General features: G+C 61.5%; 19 protein-coding genes, 1 tRNA gene and 1 pseudogene. 7 read left to right on the forward strand and 14 right to left on the reverse strand.

Annotated elements, in window-relative coordinates; genetic code table 11:
- Positions 1-5: 5 nt before the first annotated feature.
- The gene (locus KUF59_RS26315) at positions 6-362 is read right to left on the reverse strand and encodes a DUF1428 domain-containing protein (protein WP_212459010.1); all 357 of its coding nucleotides are present in this window, start codon (positions 360-362) and stop codon (positions 6-8) included.
- A gap of 294 nt (positions 363-656) precedes the next feature.
- Between KUF59_RS26315 and KUF59_RS26320 the strand changes: the two genes are divergently transcribed.
- From KUF59_RS26320 to KUF59_RS26330, 3 genes are all read left to right on the forward strand, one after another.
- Positions 657-730, forward strand: a tRNA-Gln gene (locus tag KUF59_RS26320).
- A gap of 195 nt (positions 731-925) precedes the next feature.
- Positions 926-1,558 (forward strand): DUF2939 domain-containing protein, encoded by a 633-nt coding sequence (locus tag KUF59_RS26325; protein WP_249140398.1) that lies wholly within the window; start codon positions 926-928, stop codon positions 1,556-1,558.
- A gap of 150 nt (positions 1,559-1,708) precedes the next feature.
- Positions 1,709-2,485, forward strand: coding sequence for a hypothetical protein (locus tag KUF59_RS26330; protein ID WP_212459011.1), 777 nt, complete (start codon positions 1,709-1,711; stop codon positions 2,483-2,485).
- Positions 2,486-2,789: 304 nt separating this feature from the next.
- Here KUF59_RS26330 and iolE read toward each other — a convergent pair whose 3' ends face one another.
- The 5 genes and pseudogenes from iolE to KUF59_RS26355 all read right to left on the reverse strand — a co-directional run bounded on the left by iolE (position 2,790) and on the right by KUF59_RS26355 (position 7,932).
- Positions 2,790-3,686, reverse strand: a complete 897-nt coding sequence (gene iolE / locus KUF59_RS26335; RefSeq protein ID WP_212459012.1) for a myo-inosose-2 dehydratase — start codon at positions 3,684-3,686, stop codon at positions 2,790-2,792.
- 9 nt (positions 3,687-3,695) lie between these two features.
- Positions 3,696-5,527, reverse strand: a pseudogene (gene iolD / locus KUF59_RS26340) (3D-(3,5/4)-trihydroxycyclohexane-1,2-dione acylhydrolase (decyclizing)).
- Positions 5,528-5,651: 124 nt separating this feature from the next.
- The gene (gene iolG, locus KUF59_RS26345) at positions 5,652-6,638 is read right to left on the reverse strand and encodes an inositol 2-dehydrogenase (protein WP_212459014.1); all 987 of its coding nucleotides are present in this window, start codon (positions 6,636-6,638) and stop codon (positions 5,652-5,654) included.
- Between the two features lie 201 nt (positions 6,639-6,839).
- Positions 6,840-7,544 (reverse strand): hypothetical protein, encoded by a 705-nt coding sequence (locus KUF59_RS26350; protein ID WP_212459015.1) that lies wholly within the window; start codon positions 7,542-7,544, stop codon positions 6,840-6,842.
- Between the two features lie 16 nt (positions 7,545-7,560).
- A complete protein-coding gene (locus tag KUF59_RS26355) occupies positions 7,561-7,932 on the reverse strand; it encodes a hypothetical protein (protein ID WP_212459016.1) in 372 nt (123 codons plus the stop codon).
- A 530-nt stretch (positions 7,933-8,462) separates the two neighbouring features.
- Here KUF59_RS26355 and KUF59_RS26360 point away from each other — a divergent pair.
- Genes KUF59_RS26360 through KUF59_RS26370 form a run of 3 tightly spaced genes read left to right on the forward strand, consistent with a single transcriptional unit; the run spans position 8,463 to position 12,508 of the window.
- Positions 8,463-10,487: a BTAD domain-containing putative transcriptional regulator gene (locus KUF59_RS26360; protein WP_212459017.1), complete on the forward strand. Its 2,025-nt coding sequence runs from the start codon at positions 8,463-8,465 to the stop codon at positions 10,485-10,487.
- Between the two features lie 42 nt (positions 10,488-10,529).
- Entirely contained in the window at positions 10,530-11,489 is a 960-nt protein-coding gene (locus KUF59_RS26365) for a phosphatase PAP2 family protein (RefSeq protein WP_212459018.1), read from the forward strand.
- A gap of 32 nt (positions 11,490-11,521) precedes the next feature.
- Positions 11,522-12,508, forward strand: a complete 987-nt coding sequence (locus KUF59_RS26370) for a G1 family glutamic endopeptidase (RefSeq protein WP_212459019.1) — start codon at positions 11,522-11,524, stop codon at positions 12,506-12,508.
- 77 nt (positions 12,509-12,585) lie between these two features.
- On the opposite strand, the gene KUF59_RS26375 is transcribed toward KUF59_RS26370, so the two are convergent.
- From KUF59_RS26375 to KUF59_RS26410, 8 genes are all read right to left on the reverse strand, one after another.
- Positions 12,586-13,050, reverse strand: coding sequence for a hypothetical protein (locus tag KUF59_RS26375; protein ID WP_212459020.1), 465 nt, complete (start codon positions 13,048-13,050; stop codon positions 12,586-12,588).
- Complete coding sequence (locus KUF59_RS26380) at positions 13,034-13,963, reverse strand: DUF2950 domain-containing protein (RefSeq protein ID WP_212459021.1); 930 nt, start codon at positions 13,961-13,963, stop codon at positions 13,034-13,036. Before KUF59_RS26380 ends, KUF59_RS26375 begins: the two co-directional genes overlap by 17 nt.
- On the reverse strand, positions 13,960-15,684 hold the full coding sequence (locus tag KUF59_RS26385; RefSeq protein WP_212459022.1) for a DUF3300 domain-containing protein: 1,725 nt from the start codon (positions 15,682-15,684) through the stop codon (positions 13,960-13,962). The genes KUF59_RS26380 and KUF59_RS26385 overlap by 4 nt, the downstream gene beginning before the upstream one ends.
- 124 nt (positions 15,685-15,808) lie before the next feature.
- Positions 15,809-17,698 carry a sensor histidine kinase gene (locus KUF59_RS26390; RefSeq protein WP_212459023.1) on the reverse strand — a complete coding sequence of 630 codons (1,890 nt, stop codon included), beginning with the start codon at positions 17,696-17,698 and terminating at the stop codon, positions 15,809-15,811.
- An 88-nt stretch (positions 17,699-17,786) separates the two neighbouring features.
- Positions 17,787-18,083, reverse strand: coding sequence for a hypothetical protein (locus KUF59_RS26395; RefSeq protein WP_212459024.1), 297 nt, complete (start codon positions 18,081-18,083; stop codon positions 17,787-17,789).
- Positions 18,080-18,865 (reverse strand): DUF2092 domain-containing protein, encoded by a 786-nt coding sequence (locus tag KUF59_RS26400; protein ID WP_212459025.1) that lies wholly within the window; start codon positions 18,863-18,865, stop codon positions 18,080-18,082. The genes KUF59_RS26395 and KUF59_RS26400 overlap by 4 nt, the downstream gene beginning before the upstream one ends.
- Before the next feature lie 127 nt (positions 18,866-18,992).
- On the reverse strand, positions 18,993-20,228 hold the full coding sequence (locus KUF59_RS26405; RefSeq protein WP_212459294.1) for an HlyD family secretion protein: 1,236 nt from the start codon (positions 20,226-20,228) through the stop codon (positions 18,993-18,995).
- Positions 20,221-20,637, reverse strand: a complete 417-nt coding sequence (locus KUF59_RS26410) for a hypothetical protein (RefSeq protein WP_212459295.1) — start codon at positions 20,635-20,637, stop codon at positions 20,221-20,223. Before KUF59_RS26410 ends, KUF59_RS26405 begins: the two co-directional genes overlap by 8 nt.
- A gap of 179 nt (positions 20,638-20,816) precedes the next feature.
- Here KUF59_RS26410 and KUF59_RS26415 point away from each other — a divergent pair, with 179 nt between their 5' ends.
- A complete protein-coding gene (locus tag KUF59_RS26415; RefSeq protein ID WP_212459026.1) occupies positions 20,817-21,269 on the forward strand; it encodes a hypothetical protein in 453 nt (150 codons plus the stop codon).
- Positions 21,270-21,289: the final 20 nt, after the last annotated feature.

Raw genomic sequence — 21,289 nt, forward strand, 5'->3', positions numbered from 1 at the left:
TCACGCTACGACGCACGCGCCTGGAGGAACGTGTCGAAGCCGCCAAAGATCATGCGCTTGCCGTCGAACGGCATGTCGCCTCCCTTCAGGCGCGGGTCATCCATCACCTTCTTGTTGATGGCGTCGCGACTCGCGCGGTCGCGGTAGACGATCCAGGAAAACACCACGACTTCATTCTCGGCGGCCATCACGGCGCGCGGAAAGGAGGTCAGGTCGCCATAGGGAACGTCGTCGCCGATGCACTCGACATAGTCGAGCGCGCCGTACTCCATCCAGACATCGCAGGCCTTGCGCGCGAGCGCCTTGTAGGCATCGATCTTGTCCTTGGGAACGGCCAGCACGAAACCATCGACATAGGGCATAGGGATCTCCTTGGGGTCATGTCTCGCACCAAGGACGATGCAGGCGGCGTGGGCCCGACGTCGGCTTACGGTTTGGAGCTGAGGCAAACCGTCGCTGAAGCGCTGGCCGTCGTCGCTCGGGCGGACATCCGCCCTGCCCCATGGACCGCAAAAATCCCGCCCACCGCGACGCTTGCAAGGCTGGGGGCGAGCGGGTAGAAACCCCTCCACGCCCGAGCCGTGATTTGCGCCAAAAGCGCCGCCGGCCGACGCCGATCACATCAATAAGATATTGATTTCGTTCGGCAATTCCGTTGGGGAATGGTGTAACGGTAGCACAACAGACTCTGACTCTGTTTGTCTTGGTTCGAATCCAGGTTCCCCAGCCAGCTTCGTAGTTTGCACCTAAAATTTTGAAATGATTGCATCTTATTGCGCTGGGTAACTGACGTACCCAACGCTGCTGCCCCTAACGCACTTTCCCGAACCCCACCCATTCGTCGCCAACGTTGCCAGTTCGCAAGATTCACCAGTAGAACCTGTGGAAGACATCGCTCGGGAGTTGCCCCCTAGAAAGCGTACCCATGCGCCGTGTACTTACGATGATCGGACTTCTCGTCCTGCTCTTGTTGGTCTATTTCGCCTATCCGTTTCTCGCGCTCTGGCGTATCGACTCTGCCCTCAAGAGCGGGGACCAACTTGCATTGGACGCGATGGTGGACTGGGGACGAGTGCACGAAAGCCTCAGGAAGGACGCCTTAAGTTACGTGGTTCTTGACAGCCTCACGAAAACGGATGCGAACGATAGCAAGCTTGCCACGCTCGGTGGGGTGCTGGGCACGACTCTCGGCGCGACCTTGATTGAAAAGCTGATCGACGGACTCGTCAACGGACGTACTGCGATAGAGTTATACAAGAAGCGTCCCAATCCCGAGCGGGCCGATATCGAATGGATACGAGAGGTGAGGTTTCTCTCCCCGACCCAATTCCATTTCGCGCTCCAGCATCCCAATGAGACAACGCCACCTATCAAGTTCGTCATGTCTTTCTCGGGCGTGGAATGGAAGGTCACCCGCATCGCCTTTGACATGAAGCAACTGCCGCAGTCTCCACCATCTCCTGCCGAGGGAGAGCAACTCTCGGGCGGCGGTGATGGATATAGTAAGCCCGCTCGGGAAAGCTTGAAGAAACTGATCGAGAAGCCCGCGACGCGCTAGGTCGCGCGGATCATGTTTACGACCTGCGCATGCCAACAAGGATAGCGTTGGCCACGATTGTGGCAAAGGTTTCTCCATTAAGCCTTTTGCGATGGCACGGATAGAGGCTCCGGTGGATTTGTCGGGGTTGGATTGGAGGAGGGCCGCAGAATGTCTGACCTAGAGGAGACCGAACACGAATCTTTCAAATTGCCCACGAACAAAAACATTCCAATTTGGAGGTACATGGATCTCGCTAAGTTTCTGTCCATGCTGAATAGCCGCGCCCTCTTTTTTCCGAGAGCAACTTCATTCGATGACCCATTTGAGGGATCAGCTCCCAAGCCTTTAGTTTTGGAACGCGAATACATCCGGACCAACCGCACGACAGACCCATCGCTTGAACTTTGGAAGGATGTGCCCGACGATTTCTTTGATCAGATGCGAACAATGAGGAAGGATTCGGTTCAACAGTATTTGATCAATTGTTGGCACATGAGTGAATTCGAATCAGCGGCGATGTGGAAGCTCTATTCTACAACCAACGAGTCAGTTTGCGTGCGTTCTACGTATCGTCGGCTCCGAAGTTGCCTTCCGCAAAGCGTATTCATCGGTGAGGTCAACTATATCGACTACGACAAGCAGTCCTTTCCAGGATACCAAGCGCTAAACTACATAATGCACAAGCGCATCTCGTTTTCCCATGAACGAGAACTGAGGGCTGTTTTTTGGGAGTGGCTAGGAACTCCCGAAGCTCAACCGTACAAGCGTAGGATTGGGGCGTCAGGCTTATCCATCGAGATCGACCTATCGTCACTGATTGAGCAGGTCTATGTGAGTCCAACCGCTGCGCCTTGGTTTGCAAAGCTTGTTGAAGACATGACAGCAAAATGTGGCTTCGCGTTTCCCGTTGGGCAGTCCGCTCTTGCAACAGCTCCCCTGTATTGAACGACCTTTGCCCTTACAATTGGCAACCACCATCATCTCATGGTTTGATGGGTGACGTTCGATGAAGTCACAGCGCTACTAGCCTTCTGACGCGTCCGAAGGTGATACGATGTGCACCTCACGCCACACAGCTCCGTGCAATTCGCTCACCGATACGCCGGATGTCGTCGGACTTCAGCGAACGCACTAAGCGCTTCTCGCCGAGCACGTGATGCAACGACCGGGGCACCTCCACGGCCGCGTACCAGTTGGTCCCCGAACCAGGAAGGGCGCGAGTTATATCCAGGTTCCCCAGCCAGACCCGTCAGACGAGGCCGGCTTCGACGGCCGCGGCCTTGAGGGTTTTCAGGCCGAGTGACTGGTATTTGAAGGGATTACGGATCGCCGGGTCCTGCTCAGCCTCGATGACGATCCATCCATCATAGCCGGCCGCCTTGAGTATCCTCAGGAGCGGCGCGAAATCGACGCCGCCCTCGTCATCACCCGGAACGGTGAAGACGCCGGCGCGTACGCCGTCCATGAAGGACATGCCACCTGTTCGGACCTGCTGCATGACTGCGGGCCGTACGTTCTTGGCGTGGAAGTGGCTGACCCGGTCGACATGCTTTGCCAGGACCGGCGCAGGGTCCCGACCGTTTCCGCCGAAATAGCAGTGTCCGGCATCGAAGAGCAGCCGCGTCGCAGGACCGGTCGCTGCCATGAAGGCGTCTATCTCCTCGGGTGTTTCGACCACAGTCCCCATGTGGTGATGGTAGACGAGGCTGATGCCCTGCGAAGCTGTGTAGACCGAGAGCGCCTCGACTTTGGCGCCAAAGGCCTTCATGTCGGCTGGCGACAGGACTGGGCTTTGGGACAGCGGCTTCTGATGTCCCTGAATGCTGTTCGACGTCTCGCAGGCAATGCAGACCGTGCAACCGTTGTATTTCAGCTTGTCGAGATGCCGCTGGATTGCCCTCTTCTCGTACTCAACGGACTGCGCAAGCAGATTGAGGGAATACCAGCCGGATACGAAGGCCAGACCATGAGAGCCGAGCAACTGCTTTAGCGCTGCCGGATCGTCCGGCCAGCGGTGTCCGTTTTCGATGCCATCAAAACCGATCTCGGCGGCCTCGCGCAGGATCTGCTCAGTCGGGATATCAGCGCCGAGCGTCTGGTCGTCATCGTTGGCCCAGGCGATGGGATTGGTGCCGAAGCGGATCATGTCTTGCCCTCAGTTCACGAGTCTCTGCTTTGCCGCAACTTCGAGGTAGCGCGCGTAAGCTTCTTTCAACTTGTCGGTGGAGCCCACCTGCGGAACGGCGACGTCCCACCAGTGCCCGGCATCGCCGAAGCCGGGGCCATCGGTCGGGTCGGTTTCAATGACGATGACGGTAGGAACGTCGCGCCCGCGCGCCGCGCCGATCTGCCTTTCTAGATCGCCAATGTCCTTCGCCTTGACCGCGACCGCGCCCATGGATGCGGCATGGGCGACGAAGTCGATCCGAGGTTGCTGTTCGACGTTGCAATCCCGGTAGAGGTTGTTGAACGGCTCACCGCCGCTTGCCTGCTGAAGGCGGTTGATGCAGCCAAAGCCGCTGTTATCGGTGAGCACGACGGTAAATGGCACCTTGCGCATGACCGCGGTCGCGAGCTCCGAATTGGCCATCATGTAGGAGCCATCGCCAACGAAGCAGATCACCTCCCGCTCTGGACGCGCGAGTTTCAGGCCCATGGCGCCGGCGATCTCGTAACCCATGCAGGAATAGCCGTACTCCATGTGATAGCCACCCTGGCTTGGCTGCCAGAGAAGCTTGAGCGCCCCGGGCATGGTGCCGGCCGCGCACATCGCAATGGCGTTTTCACCGGTCGCGCGCTGCACGGCGCCGATGACCTGCGCATCCGTGGGCAGCCCCTCGCCCTTTGGCGCTGCGCAGTGGCGATTGACGGCGGCAAGCCATTCGGTTCGCGACCCCGCATCGAGCGCCGGAGCGCGATGCCCGCCGAGGACTTCGCTCAACGCAACGAGAGCAACCCTTGCATCGGCGACGAGACCAGCCGCGCCGTGCTTGTCTGCGTCGTAACCCTGCACGTTGATGGAGACTAGTCGGCGATCCTTCGCTTCGAAGAGCGACCATGAGCCGGTCGTAAAATCCTGAAAACGCGTGCCGATGCCGATAACCAGGTCCGCCTTGCGTGCAAGTGCGTTGGCGGCGGCAGAACCGTCGACGCCGGCAGCGCCGAAGTTCATTGGGTGGTCCTGTGCCAGTGCGGACTTGCCAGCCTGGGTTTCGATCACCGGGATCGCATGACGGGTCGCGAAATCGGCGAGTTCCTGCTCCGCATCGCTGTAAATCACGCCACCACCGGCCACAATCACCGGACTCTTGGCCGTGCGGATCAGAACCGCCACGTCCTCAAGATCGCGGCGATCGGGGGCGGCCTACGGATGCGCCAGACCTTGGGTTCGAAAAAAGCGTCGGGCCAATCATAAGCCTCCGCCTGCACGTCCTGGCAGAAGGAGAGCGTCACCGGGCCGCAACTCGCCGGATCGACCATCACGCGCAGCGCCCGCGGCAGCGCCGAAAGCAATTGCTCGGGTCGCATGATGCGGTCGAAGTAACGACTTACAGGACGGAAGCAATCATTGGCCGACACGGTAGCGTCGTCGAAATCCTCGACCTGCTGCAGCACAGGATCGGGCCTACGATTGGCGAACATGTCGCCGGGAATGAAAAGTATCGGTAGTCGGTTCACATGGGCGAGCGCCGCCGCGGTGACCATGTTGGTCGCGCCAGGCCCGATGGAGGACGTGACGGCCTGTATTCGTCGGCGCTTATTGGCCTTGGCGTAAGCAATCGCAGCATGTGCCATCGTCTGTTCGTTCTGGCCGCGCCAGGTTGGCAAGCTGTTGCCCGCCTTCTGAAGCGCCTCGCCGAGGCCGGCGACATTGCCGTGGCCAAAAATTGCCCAAACACCATCGACGAAACGCTGGCCATCTTCCGTCATCTGCGAGGAAAGCCATTTCACCATGGCCTGTGCCGCTGTCAGCCGAATCGTACTCATGCAGCCTGCTCCCGTGCCATTTCCCGCAACTGCCAATCGAAAATGCCTACGCAAGGCACCGGTGAGATTTAGGGCGTGGCAAACGTCCGAAATCTGCCACCGCGCATATCTTCAACCCACCTCGTCAGATGGGCACCGGAGTTCCGGCCTTGAGCGATGCCGTTGCAGCTTCCGCGACGGCCAGAGCGTCGACGCCATCTTGCAGCGTGATGGGCACGGCCTTGTTGTCAATCACCGCCGAAACAAACGCATCCCACTCGGCGACGTATGCCCGCATGTAGCGTTCGAGGAAGAAGAGCTCCGGTTTGGCGCTGGTCACGCCCCCTCTTGTGGATTTAGAGACGGTGTTCTCCAGAACATTTGCGGCCGACAACAGCCCATCAGAACCAAGCAATTCAACACGCTGATCGTAACCGTAAACTGCACGACGGCTATTCTTGATCACCGCGATGCGGCCATTGCCGTAAGTCAGCGTCACGACCGCCGTATCGACATCGCCGGCTGCGCCGATATCCGGATCGACGATGGAGCTTCCTGATGCATAGACAGTCTTCGGAAGCTCACCCATGATGAAATTCGCCATATCGAAATCATGGATCATCATGTCGCGGAACAGGCCGCCCGACACCTTTACGTAGGGGATCGGCGGCGGAGCCGGATCGAAAGACGTGATCGACAGGAGTTCGGTCTTGCCGATCTCACCGCGGTCCGCCGCGGCCTTGAGCGCAGCGAAGTTCGGATCGAAGCGACGATTGAACCCGATCATCACGGGACGTCCGGTTGCGCCCACCGCCTTCAGGCATGCTCGAGCTCGCGCGAGGCTCAAATCAACGGGCTTTTCGCATAGAACCGCTTTGCCGGCCCTGGTCGCCGCTTCGATCAGATCCGAATGCGTGTTCGTTGAAGTGGCGACGAGAACGGCGTCGATGGAGACGTCATCGAGTATTTCATGATTGCTGGATGCCCTGGCGCCGTATTTGGCGGCGAGCATCGAGGCCGCATCGGCATTGACGTCGGAGACCGCCACGAGCCGGCTCCCCGGATGTGACGAGATGGCCTTGGCATGGACAGCCCCGATTCGGCCGGCGCCGAGAAGTCCAACTTTGAGCATTTTTTTCTCCGAAAATTTCGAGCAGAGTGTAACGGCGACGCGGAATGCCTCAAGTGCTCGACCTCCCCCCGAGTTGAGCGTTTCCACCGCCTATCACGTCCCCTGGCCGGAGCCAAATGGCCCATGCCGTCCTATCTCCGCCGTTGAGGTTGCGCTCTGGCGTCCTCTGAGACCTCTCTCCCGATTCCCATCCGCCTCACTTCAGCGAGATCGTGATCGCGCTGAGGTTTGCGGTGATTTCCATTCCCGCCTTCGGGCCCTGGAGGACGATGGCAACGCCCTTCTCGTTGCGCAAATGGCAGGGCGATTCAGACCACCGCCGCTCTCTCTCAGTCGCTTTGGCGTTTGCCTGCTCAGTCCGCCATTGGTCCGGCACCTGGCGTAGAACGGCAGCTGGTTCGCCGTGCCGGACTGCAAAAGGAGTTTTCTTGTCAGGCACTGGTCAGCGCCGTGTTCGAAAGTGAACGGTGAGCTGCGCATTTGCGCGACAGTTCGGCGCACGCAGTCTGGTATGCGCGCGACGGAATGCAGGGATCCGCGAATTCGCCGCTCCAGCTCCTTAAGGCCCTGTACGTTCTGGAGCACAACCAGCGCCAGGGCAGCCGCCAACGGAAGCCCTTCGATCGTCTTTGACGGATCGCCTTTCGCTGCGATGGCGGTAATGGTGTTGAAGAGTTCGGGAACGAGCGAAAATGCCACGTAGATGACGATCATCGCCCCGACATGTGCCCACTTGGCCCGGGCGTACCGTGCGTAGGAGGTGAAGAATCGAGGCTTGTAGCGCGAAAAATATTCCGGCTGGCTATCGCAACTCGGTTCGTCGAAGCGGGACCACGAGTACATCCAGACCATCACGGCGCCGAAGGCCAACGCTATGATCCATTTCCCGGCGCTATCGAGCATCATGGCGAGTCCTCCTGTTTCAGGAGATGTGGCTCCGCCATGGCGGAGGGAGCATCATCTGAGTCTCACCTAGCCGGGAGCCCCCGATGCGAACGACGATTTCGCCCTTGCCGTTTGCGATCATCACCTGACCGTAGTCGTCCTGGGGTGGGCTCTCCTCGTAGCGGAGCGGGATCGTGGTGATCTCTTCCCGTGCTTCGCTGCCCAGCTCCTGCGCCTTCACGTCCAGGATCAGTATCTTCGGATTGATGCCCTGCGGAGAGCGTTTGGTCAGCCGGGCGCGCCAGCCATTAGTCGGCACCCGCACGTCACCGGTCATGATCAGCCTGGGCGGCGCACCCGGCGCACGGTCGATCCAGGCCTTGAAGGTGTGTCTCAGCAGGACAGGCATGACCCGTCTCCCCTTGGCCAAGTCGCGCGATCCTCGACGCTGATCGTGAAAGGCGCGTGAATTCGATGCGAGTTCAGGACGTCACTGCGACGGACCGCCGGGCTAGCCCCCCAACCGATACCGGCAGCGGCGATCGTCCGCCCCTACCCGACCTCGTGCCACGTACCGCGGCATGTCGGCGAACCCTCGCGAACAGGTCGAACCGACTGCCCCTCTTTCCCCGGCACAGGCACAACCGGCGACCGAGGAGCCCCGTTCACGATCATTTCACGCTGGTCGGCTCGAAATGGGGGAGCAACCTCGCCGCGCCCAAAGACTGCATTTCGGCTATTTCGCAACCATTGACCGCGTCGCAACCCAAGATGTACCATTCAGGACGTTTGCCAGATCCGACGGGCTGTACTCCCGGGCCGACATATCGTTGGCTTCGCGGACCGCGCGAACCGCTGGCCTGCATGCCACCAAGTCTGGCGTCCCGGAATCTGCCCTCCTACACTGGCGTCGATGATGTCGACGGGAGATGGGACGGGATGTCTGGGGTCGACGGCGATAAGGCGGTTGGCAAAGGCGAAAACGGCCGTCTGAGACTGAATATTATCGGAACATTTTCTGCGTCCGTGGACGGACACGAGCTCGATCTCAGCCGAAAGGCGCAAGCACTTCTCGGCTATATGATGCTCTCCTCCTCAAGGCAGTTGCCGAGAACCAAGTTGGTCGGGCTGCTCTGGAGCGAGAAGGAAGATCCGCTCGCGAAGGGTTCGCTGCGCCAATCGCTGAGTCAGATCCAGCGCGAACTGAAGGCTCGCGGCTGCAAGCATTTTCATGCCGATCAGCTCAACGTGGCACTTGAGCTCGAACAGGTGGCGTGTGACGTGACGGAGATCGTCTCGGATGCCGAGCACGGTATCGTCCATCCACTCCTGCTCGCGCACGAACGCCTGACCGATATTATTCTCGACGACCTGGAAGCAATCGATCCGGCATTCTCGGACTGGCTTGCGGAGACGCGACCGTTGATCCACGAACGGCTGATCGATGCCCTGACAAGGTTGCTGCCAGATGAAGCCCAAACAGCCGTTTCTGCCGCCGGCGAAGCTGCAGCCAAGGCAATCTACCGGCTGGATTGTGAAAACGAGCGGGCTGTGCGTGTTCTTATCAAGAGCCACGTCGCAGCCGGAAGTATCGGCGCGGCGCTCGCGCTCTATGCGCGGCTCTGGCGTCAGCTCGAAGATGCCTACGACATCGAACCGCATAAACTCACACAGGATCTGATTGCCAGCTTGCGACAGCAACAACCCGAGACCGTCGCACGGCCGATTCCATCCTCCCCGGTGGCACAAGCGGCCAGCGCGGGCGGACTTGCCGCCAGCCGTCCATCTGTCGCCGTTCTCCCCTTCCGCACATTGTCACCAAATCTGGAGCCTCAATTCACGATCGGGATCGTCGACAGCGTCGTTCAAGCCTTGTCCAGTCTGAAAGAACTCTTCGTCATTTCCCGCGGCTCGACGATGATCCCGATGTTGCAGACACTGGATCTGCGCGCGATCGGCCGCGATCTCAATGCGCAATATCTGCTTCATGGAAGTATTCAGCGCGCCGGCGACCAGATCCGGATCTCGACCGAGCTCGTTGCCACCGAGTCGGTCGAAGTAGTTCGTGCCGACCGTCTCAGCGGAACCGCCGCCGACGTCTTCGACTTGCAGGATCGCATCGCCGTCGAGGTCATACGCTCCTTGGCACCGCAAGTTCGCGATCGGGAGCTTCATCGCGCAATGCAGAAAAGACCAGACGATCTCGACGCCTATCAGTTGGCACTGGTCGGCTACGACCAGATGTTCAGTCCGGACTACACGACGTTCGTCACGGCGCGAACCAATTTCGAGCGGGCGCACGTCCTCAACCCGGCCTGGGCGCCACCCCTGTCCTACAGCGCCATCTGGCACATGCAACGCGTGGCGCGCGGATGGTCTGCGAATGCATTGAGCGAACTCGACACGGCTCGCGCGCTTGCCGAACGAGCGCTGGAACGCAACTCGGCCGATCCGCTCGCCAACGTCGTCAGCGGCTACACCTTATCGCAATGCAAACACGATCATGTCGGCGCACTCAAGCAGCTCAACCGCGCGATCGAGCTCACGCCGAACCTGGCGCTCGCATTCGCATACCGGGCCGCCGTGCATGTTCGCTGCGAACTCTACCAGGACGCACTTCGCGATGCGGCGATCAATCTGCGCCTATCACCGAGAGATCGGCACGCGTGGTTCGCGGAGATGATTTCGGCCCAGGCACACTTTGCGATGGAAGATCTCGACGTGGCCATCGAGCACGCGACGCGGGTCGCTACGCTCCTGCCCAACAACCAGGTGAACCTGCGCATTCTGATCGCCGCACTCATGGAGAGCGGACGCCTTGACGATGCGCAGGCCTATGCCCAGCCGCTCATGAGTGAGGGCGAGATCGATCTGAAATGGATCGCGATATCACCATGGCCGAAAGCAATCCTGGTGCGCATCGAGGCGGCGTTCTCACGGCTGGCGCGCATGCTTAGGCACTGAAACACGAGGACAGGCAGGCAGATCGTAACGGAGGAGGTTCACATGGCGGGCGGATACGGTGGCTACGGTGGCTATGGAGGGTATGGCGGCTATGGTGGGTATGGAGGCTATGGTGGATATGGAGGATATGGCGGCTCCGGCGGATCGGGAGGCGCAATGTTCAGCGATCGCGCCGATCTCCCGTTCGCTAGCGACCCCGAAATCGAGCTCGCCAAGTTCAATGCCATCGGCTTTGGCACCAGGCTCTGGTCAACCCGGTGGTACGCGTGGGTCGTGATGTCCGATCTTGCCCTTAAGGCGGATTGGCTCGAGAGGCTCGGCGGATTTGCACTACTCGGCAGGGGTCCAACCCCATGGGAGCGGCATCTTGATAAAGACATTGAGATACTGAAGACCATGACAATCCATGAGCGCGCCGGCGCGCTCGATGAGATCGTGTCCGAGGCTGAGGAATTCATCAGCAAATTCCTGCACCTCCTGTCCGCAACGGCGACAACGCACCCGGCGACTTCGCGCATGCTGATCGTTGCCGACGCGCTGACAGCGCTGATCACGATGCATTACAAGGCGCATTTCAATCGCCCGCGTCCCTCGCAGGTAATCCCCGGGCTGTTGACGCCGATCCAGCACAGCGGACACGCATCGTTTCCGAGCGGTCACTCCACCCAGGCTCACGTCTTCGCGGCGCTTCTCACGGAGGTCCTTCCGCAGTCGCTCGGCATTAGGGCTCCGACGCTGGCAGCCCCCACGAGGACCACGATCGGACAATCGCTCGTCGCCCTTGCTGACAGAGTTGCGCGAAATCGCGAAATCGCCGGCCTTCACTATCCATCGGATTCCAGCGCCGGCGTGACACTCGCGGCGGCAATCACCGAAAAGATTCTCCTGGACCGGGAATATCTGCCGAAGTTCCAGGGGCTCGTCGAGTTCGCGAGGGCCGAATGGGCCAACTCTGGTGAATTCCTGATTGCGCCGCCATCGAAGGATGCAAAGGCTCGGTAACAGCGCCCGTTGGCGCCGCAAGGGAGCTCGAAATGTCCGAGAATGCTCACTATAGCCTCTACAAGGAGGTGCCCGAAGGGTTCAATCTCCTGACTGCGTCACGCGACGAGCTCGATGCCTACGGCATTCCGCGAAGACCGGATGCCGATGCCGAGCCGAGCCTGTTCGAGTTCTGGAAAACACTCGTTTCGTCACCCTTCTCCGCGAAGCGACCGACCTTTCGTGACATCCATCCCCCATCGCTCGGAAGTCCGCTTCAATCGATGCTGAACTGGTCGGGGGCGCTCGTTTCGACACCCTGGCCAAAGCGATTCTTTTTCGCGGCTGCCGGGTGGACTGCGCCGAACGTGAGTCTGCCGTCCGGGCATTTCACACACTCGGACGATCCGAAATCGTTGTTGTGGGTGGGCCTCGACGGCCACAATGGCATGTTACCGAAGACTTCCCTTCCTCAAATCGGCACCGGCCACTGGCCCAATGGCAAGCCCGCGCACTTTGCGTGGTGGGACTGGTGGCGTAATCCTCCAGAGCAGGAGGAACTCACGAAGCATTCGCCAAAGCAAGTGATCACGATGATCGACAACCTCGCCATCGATGCTGGCGATAAGATCCTCGCTGGTCTTGCGGTTTTGGCCAGCGAAGACGTTCTGTACTTCATCAAGAACCAGAGCACCGGCGAGTTCCGTTCGTTTCTTGCCAAACGACAGCCGCTCGGGGACATCCGGCAGCTCGGATCATCGGTGGAATGGGTGATGGAGCGGCCGACAGACCCGGACAGCGGCAAGCTATTTCCGCTTCCGGCCTATGAGCCTGTGAACTTCCGGTATTGCCTGGCGCGGGCGGCCGACGGATCGGACGTACCAGGGCGCGTGATGACGCTCGCGGACAACGCACTCTTGATGCAGATGCGCGAGACCCTCGCAGATCCCTACAGTACCGTCTATGTCTCGCACGCCGCGTTGCGGAAAGATCCGGACGGTTCGATCGGCGTCACATGCACCTTCCATGACCCAACGTGAACGCCCATCGCGCATTCCGCGTGATCATCCGACCTGCGCTATACCACACGCTGCGCCAAGCCGAATCACAAACGGAATCACTTCATGGAAATCGTGATCGCACTGAGATTGGCGGCGACTTCCATACCGGCCTTCGGTCCCTGCAGCACGATGGTGACGCCCTTCTCGTTGCGCAAATGGACGCCGTTGACGCCGCCGACCAGCGCAAAGCCGCCGCCGACGGAGCTGTAGGTACCGGCGAAATCGCCGACCTCGCGGAGCCCTGAGGCCCAGCCGTCGAGGCGGCCGATGGTTGCGCCGGCGGTGATGCCAAAGCTGACGCCGGAGACGCGGAACGGATAGTTGCGGCCGCGATAGCTGAGGACGCCGCTGCCGGCGCCGCCGCCGACCAGAAGGCCTGCCTTGAGGATCTTGACCCGGACTTGGCCGGAGGCTTGCGCAAAGCCCGGCGCTGGCGCGGCCGCGGCGAGCAGCGCGACGACCGTCAGGAGGATGGCAAGCGCGCGCGGCACGGCGCCCTTCGCCTCACGGTTTGGCTGCATCGGCCTTCTTCCAGGTCTGGTCGGGATCGAACAGCATGAGGCGCTTGGCGACGAAGTCGGTCCGCGGTCCCAGATCCTTCTGGTAGACGACGCCGTTGTGATTGACGAGGAAGGTCATCACGCCGGAATTGCCGTATTCGGCAGGCCAGGCGATCAGCGCAAAGCCGCCGATCATCTTGCCCTTGACGACGTAGTTGAGCGCGCCGCCCGCCGCATCCGGCCCCTGCCCTTTGAGGATGCGGAAGTAATAGCCGTGATAAGGCGCGGGCTCGATGTCGCCGGCTCGGTAGCCTTCGCGCGACGCCTCAGCCGCCAACGCGCCGAGCGGGCTCGGGTCGGCGTCGTCGCGCCAGAACAGGCCGTCCTTCTTGCCGGGCGTCGAGACAATACGCTGCGCATAGACGCCGACACCCTCGCCACGATCCTTGTCTGCATACTCGTTCTGGGCATCGACAAAGGCGAGAGAGGTCTGGATTGCATCGATCTCGTTGCGGCCGATGCGGCGGCGCAGCACCTCGATGCGACCTTCGGCGGTGTCGAACTCCCAGCCGGCCTTGGAGTTCTCCAACGGAATCGGGAACGGGAAATCATCCGGACCGAGCAGCAGCGTGGCCTTCTTGTTGCCTTCCGCCTTGATCGAATGCTTCTGGTCATACAGGGAGGTGAAGCGTTGACGGATGTCGGCATCCGCGACCTCGTCGCCGGACGAGACGATGTCGTCGGCGGCCCTGCCCAGCACCTTCAATATGTCGCTCGGGCCGCTTTTCACGGCGGCGGCGAGCGCGGCAGCCGCATCCTCCGGCGATTTGTAGGATTGTTGCGCCAGCGACGGCGATGACAGCAGCGCCAGCGCCAGGAGACTCGGCACGAGAGCGGGCAACGCTGCACGTTGAAGCGATCTCAGAGCGATCATGGCGTCACCTCCGCGGGAATCCTTGCACCGCCTGCGAGCCAGTCGCCATACGTGCGGAATTTCAGACCGAGCTTCTCGTAAGAGACGCGCAGATACCCGTCGCTGCCGCGGGTCACGGCTTCCGGCTTCACGGTCTCGACTTCCTGAGCCATCACGCCGACATAGGCCTTGTCGCTCCCGATATAGCTGAAGCGGTAGTAGCCGAGGCCGTTACCGAGATGACCGAGCAGCGTGATGTCGTGCTTCAGCGCGATGTCCGAACGCCGGCCACCGCCGCCGCCACCGCGACCACCTCCGCCACCAAAGCCGCCGCCACCACGGCCGCCGCCACCCATCGACATGCCGCCTCCACCGCCACGACCGGCAAAGGCCGCTCCTCCACCGCCGCCGCGGGGCATGCTCGCCATGCTCGAGCGTCCGCGCGCAGAAGCCGCGGCCGCCGACCGGCCGGACGACACGTTCATGGCGCCACCGCGATTGCCGCCCCCTGCCGCGGCGCGATTGCCCGCGCCAGCGCCGCCACGGTTAGCGGCCTTCGCGCCGCCACCGCCCTTGGCGCCTGCACGATCCCCGCCGCCCTTGGCGCGATCACCGCCGCCCTTGGCACGGTCACCGGCTCCCGCGCGATCGCCGCCACCTTTGGCACGATCACCTGCACCTGCACGATCGCCGCCGCGGTCGCCGCCACGATCTCCTGCACGATCTCCCGCGCGATCTCCGGCTCGATCACCCGCACGATCTCCAGCACGGTCGCCCGCCCGGTCTCCTGCACCCTGATCGGGACGCAGCACCTGATTCCCGTCACGGCCGCGAAAATCCATGCGGTCGGCAGCGCCGGCCTTGATGTTGGTGTTGCCGAAGCGGTTCTGAACATTGACGTTGTTGTAGCGTACGCCCCCGCGATGCGCCGGATTGTGCTGCCAGCCGTTTCCGATGTTGGTGGTGCGGTGATTGACGTAGACGTTGCGGTTGCCCCAGTTGCAGCCGCCGCCCCAGTAGTTGCCCCAGCGGCCGATGGCCCAGGCAGTGCCGAAGGCAAGGCCCGCCGCGACCATTCCGGCGCCGATATAGGACGGATAGCCGAAATAATACGGCGGATACTCGGCGTAGGGCCAGTCGCCGTAGACGGTCGCCGGCTCGTAATAGGGCACGTACATCTGCCCCGCCTCTGCCGGCTCGATCATGACCACCTGTCTGTTCTCCTGGGTCTGGACCGTGACCTTCTGCTGCTTGGTCGTTACCAGCTTCTTGTTGTCATAGGCCTTGGTGCGCAGGCGCTGAATTGCATCCATGACGTCAGGCTGCTGCGCAAGAAAGGCGTCTCCGAGATTCTTGGTCCAGTCGAGCTTGTCGCTCATCATGGTCAAAACCTCGGCGGTGCTCGCCAGTGCCTTGATGCTGTCGTCCCAAGACTGCTTCTCGACCTCGGTCCTGAGCGCATCGCCCTTCAGCTTCTTCTCTTTCAGCCAGCGATCGGCCTGCACGACTTCGAGAGGATAGGTCGAGGCCGCCAGCACGTTGGCCAGCAGTTCGTCGGGATAGAGCGCGATCGGCGCAACCAGCGCCTCGAGTTGCTCCGGCTTGAGCAACTCCGCAGCGGGCGGCGCCTGAGTTGCGGCCGGCGCCGGCGTCGCTGGCGCAGCCGGGGTCTGCGCCGTCGCAGCGACGGGGATCGTCATCACCAGCGCAAGCGCGATCAGGGTTTTGCCGCAGCGAAACATCACACCCTCCATTGGCATTTCGGCAGCGAGCATCGGGCCGGGGACGGCGCGTTCTTTGACAAAGATCAAAGGAAGCGGAGCGGGTCGCCATCACCGGGGCGCGTCCTGCTGCGATGCAAGAGGACTATTCCGCGATCGGCAGCCTGATCGTGAACAGCGCACCGCCGGTCGGCTTGTTCTCGGCAATGATCTGTCCACGATGCGCCTCGACGATGGTCCGGCAAATCGTCAGGCCCATGCCCATGCCTTGCGGCTTGGTGGTGAAGAACGGATTGAAGACGTCCTTGAGATTGCTGTTCGCAATGCCGGGGCCGCTGTCCTCGATCCGGATCTCAGCGAACGCGCCGGCCCGCACCGTCGTCACGACAACCTCGCGCGCCCTCGCCTCCGTCTCCGCAAGGGCTTCGATCGCGTTGATGATCAGATTGAGAATGACCTGCTGAAGCTGGACGGTGTCGCCCTTGACGTCCAACGCGTTTCCGGCCGGCACGTATCTCAGGGCGATCTTGCGCCGGTCGGCAACGGCCCTGAGAAATCCGATCGCCTCGCCTACCGTCTCGTTCAGGTCGATCTCGGCAGTCTCGAACGGCGTCTTTCGCAAGATGCTGCGCAACCTTCGGATCACTTCGCTGGCGCGCTGGTCGTCGCGCCTGATGTCCGCGAGGATTTCCCTGATCTCGTCGAGATCGGGCGAAGCACCTTTCAGCATGAGCTCCGCCGTCTCGGCATTGGTGAGAATGGAGCCGAGCGGCTGGTTCAATTCGTGTGCGATCGAGGTCGTCAGCTCGCCGACCGCGGCATAACGATTGACATGCGCGAGCTCGGCAAGTCGCTGGCGCGACTCTACTTCGGCGAGGCGGCGCCGACGATGTTGATGGAGCAATCCGCTGATCAGGCCCGCCTGCATCAGGATCACCGCGGCGATGAGCACCATCTGCCAGCGGTAGGTCTCCCATATGTTCGGCTCGCGATAGAGGACCTCGCTGCCCTGTGGCAAATTCCTCTCATTGATCCCCCAACGCTGCATTTCGCGCCAGTCATATCGTGGCACTGCAAACTGAATCGATTCGACACTGACGCTGCGGGGCTTTTCACCCGCGAGAATGCGGAGCACCGCGTCTGCCGTCCTTCGGCCGGATTCAGCAGTCGAATGCATGGGGCCGCCGACGGTCTGTCCGCCGAAGAAGGCGTCCTGATAGGAAAAGATCGGCGCGTTCGCGATCGCGCGCAATCTTCGCAACGCGGCATCGCCTTCATGCGTAACGCCTGCGCCGTCGACCGACATCAATCCCCAGAACAGAACCGTATGCTGCGGAAGGGCCGATGCGCGCGTGAGGATCTCCTGGAACGAAAGCCCCGAATACCATTCGAACAAGACCCGGTGCTCGAACAGCTTCGCTTCTCTCTTGATCTCATCCAGCCAAAACTTTTCCAGAGGAGACACGCCCAGCACAACGGCAATCGTCCGCGTGTCGGGAAGGACCTGAAGGATGCTGCTGAATGACGCGGCAAAGTCGTTATGCACCGAGATGACCGCGTCCCTATCCGTCAGCTCGGCGCGGTTCACCAGACGCTGCTCGACCGCTGTCAGGACCATCGGCGTCTCAGGAAAGAGCTGCGTGCGATACTTCTGGCCGAACCGGGCCGCCGGAGCCCCCACGCTGATGACGATGTCGGGCGGACAGCCTTCGTAAAGGGAGCGCAGATAATCGACGAAGGGTTGCTCCGGCCCCGGATTGTTGAACCGCGCGCTGAGCAGCGTGTGCTCCTGGATGTCGAGAGGCCACGGCGCCTGTTGCTCGAGCTCGGCCTTGACGCTGCGCGCATATTCGCTCCAGGGACGAAAATCCCGGCCGAACGAATGCAGCACGACTATCCGCTTCGGTTCGGTCCGATCGGCGGCAATCGCCGATCCGGACCTAACGGCGATCCCGAGGCACAAACAAAGCCACAACCGCGCGACCATCATCGGCCAGCCCGGCTTGACCGCAGCAACGGCGATGCGCCCGCTCATCCTCTCTCCCGCAGCTTCGATGGGCTGCTCCTGACCGCAACTCTAGCGGGAATCGCGCGATAGCCAAGCGTCTCGCAGGGGTTCCGTCTCAGCAGCGCGTCACGACCCGACCATAGGCATCGACGACCTGCACGCAGGACGACCCATAGTAAGCCCCCGCAGCGCCCGCTGCGGCGCCGACCGCGACCGCCCGCCGCGTCGTCCGCCGCGCGACGCCCGCATAACTCATGGGCGTGAGGGGCCGCCCGACCCGCGCCTGCGCTTCCGAGAAGAAGGCGCCGTCGGCTACGCGGCTCGTCTCATTCCAGGACAGACCGGCGGCAAAGGCGAATACTGCCGCCGCCCCGATGAACATTTTTCGCGACGAGATCTTTGCTCGAGTCATTGCTTGGCTCCTTGCGGCGTCCCCGGGGGAAGTTCGTCGAAATCCGCGATGGCAGCGGACTCCAGGTCGATCTTGCTGGCGCCGGCCGGCGCCTTGAACACGAAAGTGTCCGCGTCTGCGAAGGCGTCGGTCTTCCAGTCCCTGATCCGCAGCGTGTATTGCGGCGCGCCGGTCATCGTCTTGCTGGTGATGACGTATTTGCGGGGCACCGGCTTTTCGCCTGGCTCGATCCAGATCTGCCAATCGGTCTCCGGCGTGCGGAACGCGAGATGTTCGCATTCGACGCCGTCGATCACGCCCTGCCCGACATGCTTGCTTTCTGTCGTCGTCGCCATCAGCTCGTCATACGCGTTGGACAGGATGAGATCGGTGCCGGGCATGCCGAGGCCCGAGCGCGCCTGCATCGCGGCGATCATCTGATCGACCGTGCCCGGCGCGTCCGCCTGCACATAGGTTTTGGCGTCGTTGCCGTAAAGCGAGATCGTCTTGCCGTCGTAAACCAGATCAATGTCGGTATAGCCACCGGTCCGGCGTACCCGCAGCTTGTCCGGCCGGCTCAACTTCATCTGACCGGAGCTCGTGAACTGGATCTTCTGCAACTCGGGCGTGATGATCTCGATGTCGCTCTCGAAGGAGGCCGACAGCGTCTTCTGGCTGCCGAGATAATCCGTCATCGATTTGAGGATTTTTGCCGGATCGTCGGCGCGCGCCGGAGAGGCCACAAGCAGCAGAACCGCCGCGGTCGCGCCCCATGTCGCGCAAAGGAAGTTTGCTCGTTTCATGTCAATCCTCCTGGGATGAAGCGCCATTCAGGAGGATCGGGCGCCGGCGTGTTTGATATGAATCAAACCCTGGATTGTTCCTGGCCGCCGACAACACCGCGGCGGCCATGCGGTCGCTCCTGTCAATTCAATGGCCGCTCAGAACCAGGGTCTTGATCGGCAATAACAGCGCCTGGATCCGCAGGAGCATGGCGTGCACGAGGCCGACACCGTCGACGACGTGCAGCGCGATCTTGCGGCTTGTCGGGGTATCCGTTTTGGAAATTTCCTCATGATTGCTGGTGTAGGCGTTGACGATGCAGCTGCTGCCTGGCGTCACGCCTTCGAGCCCGCCCTTGTGGAGCGGTTCCAGAAACGCGAGGATCGTGCCGGGCTTCACGGTCGTCTGCGCTTCGAGGAGTTGCTGTCCGCCCTGGAACTGTCCCGCGGCAATGTAGTCCTGCACCGTCGTGACCACCATCGGAATGATAACCCACGGCCTTGATATGCAGGTCGCTTCGGCCACCATGCCTTCCTTCATCACGCCCGCCTCGATCTGGCCAAAGCCGGCCTGGAGGCCTGCTCTGCCGGCGCCGTCGGGAATGAGCACGCCTGCCGGCCGCAACAGTTGATTGACGACATCGCCGACGCGAAGAAGGAACTGCTCGACGCGGCCGTCGACGCCGGCACGAATGATCGTCTGGTCCAAAACCACCTGCGCCTCCGCCAGTGCAGCCTCGGCGCTGGCCTTCTCCGCCGGCAAAAGTGTGGAAACGCGCAAAGCTGCGGATTGTTTGACGGCGGTCGCAGCGTCGACACCTGCCTTCCGCTGGTCGACCAGCACCTGCAGCTTCTCGATGTCCCGTTGCGGCACGATGCCGGGATTGCGGCGTTGCAATTCACTCTTGACGTCCAGTTCGTCCTGGGCCTGCTGAAGATTCGCTTGGGCTTCACCGATCTGCGCTTCGGCCTTGACCACGTCTGCCTGCGCTGACGACATCGATGCTTCAATCTCGGCAACCTTCCGCTTGGCGGTTTCGACCGCAGCTTCCTGCTTTGCGCTGTCGAGCCTGAACAGAACGTCACCCTTTTTCACCGCCGCGCTGAAACCGACATTCACCTCGGCGACCCGGCCGGCGACACCTACGGGCATGACCGGCACGGTGCGGAAATAGAGCGTCGCCGAGTCGGTCGAAGGATGGAAATAGAAGATCATCGTGATCAGGGACACGGTCAGCATCAGACAGCCCGTGATGCCCCATCTGAGCTCATACCAGACCGAGAAGAACGTGATCTCCTTGCCGAAGCGCTTGCCCTGAACATAGCGGCGGTAGAGGTAGTCGGGCACGATGGTCAGGAGGGAGCAGAACATGAGCTCAAACATGGCTGTGCTCCTTCTCCTTGACGGTGTCCGGCTTGTCTGCCGACGGCGGGCTGGCTTGCGGCGCAGCACCCTCCTGTTCCGGCGTCGTTGCATCGGCGATCCGCTCGACGGAATCGGCAATGCTGCGCATCGGCGTGCCGAAATCGGGTAGATCAATCAGCGCGAGCAACAGGCCCGCCACCCAGAAAATGTGCATGTGGGTAAAGAGCGAGATCAGGCCGAGCACGGCGACGAACTCGAATTGCAGCTTCTGCGACTTGTGCGCCATCCGCTCAGGCAGGCTGTGCAGCTTCCAGTAAAGCGTGCCAACCCAAAATATGGTGCCAATGAGGAAAATGCCCATCACCACCATCAGCGTGTCGGTGCCGCTTCCAGGCGCGAGATAGAACGGCAGATGGTGCGGCGCCATCGGATGAAGCTGCTCGCTCAATGATCTCTCCTACGCAGGGCCCGCCGTGCACGGCGCTCCTGCGGCACGGTGCCCACGCCGGTTGCCCGTGGCTTGATTTGAATCAAGGGATTGCCGCCGGCCGGACCTAGCGTTGCCGGGAACGCCGAACTGCAAACAGCCATTTGGGAGCAACAGCCATGGCCGGCCTCGATGATCTCATTCCCAACGCCGCGCAGATCCGCAAAGAAGCTGCGCTCAAGGAGGCCCAAAAGGCCGAGGAATATGCCCGCGTCGCTGCAGCGGCCGAAGCCGAGAAGGATGCCCTGATCGAGCGGCTCACCAAGCCTTCGGGCAAGACCGAGGAGGAGAAGATCAAGCTCGCCTCCACCATCATCGCGCGTGCGGTGCGAAACGGCCTGACCGAAGTCCAAGTGTACCGCTTTCCGAACACGCTCTGCACCGACAAGGGCCGCGCCATCAACCAGATGGAAAAGGGCTGGGAAAACACCCTGACCGGCATCCCCAAGGAAATCTTCCAGCTCTGGACCGACCATCTGAAACCGCGTGGCTATCGGATCGCCTACCAGATCATCGATTTCCCAGGCGGCGTCCCCGGCGACGTCGGCGTCACGATCTCCTGGGGCGACTGACGGCCGTTCGGGCGGAGTTG

Source organism: Bradyrhizobium arachidis (assembly GCF_024758505.1).
GTDB lineage: Bacteria > Pseudomonadota > Alphaproteobacteria > Rhizobiales > Xanthobacteraceae > Bradyrhizobium > Bradyrhizobium manausense_C.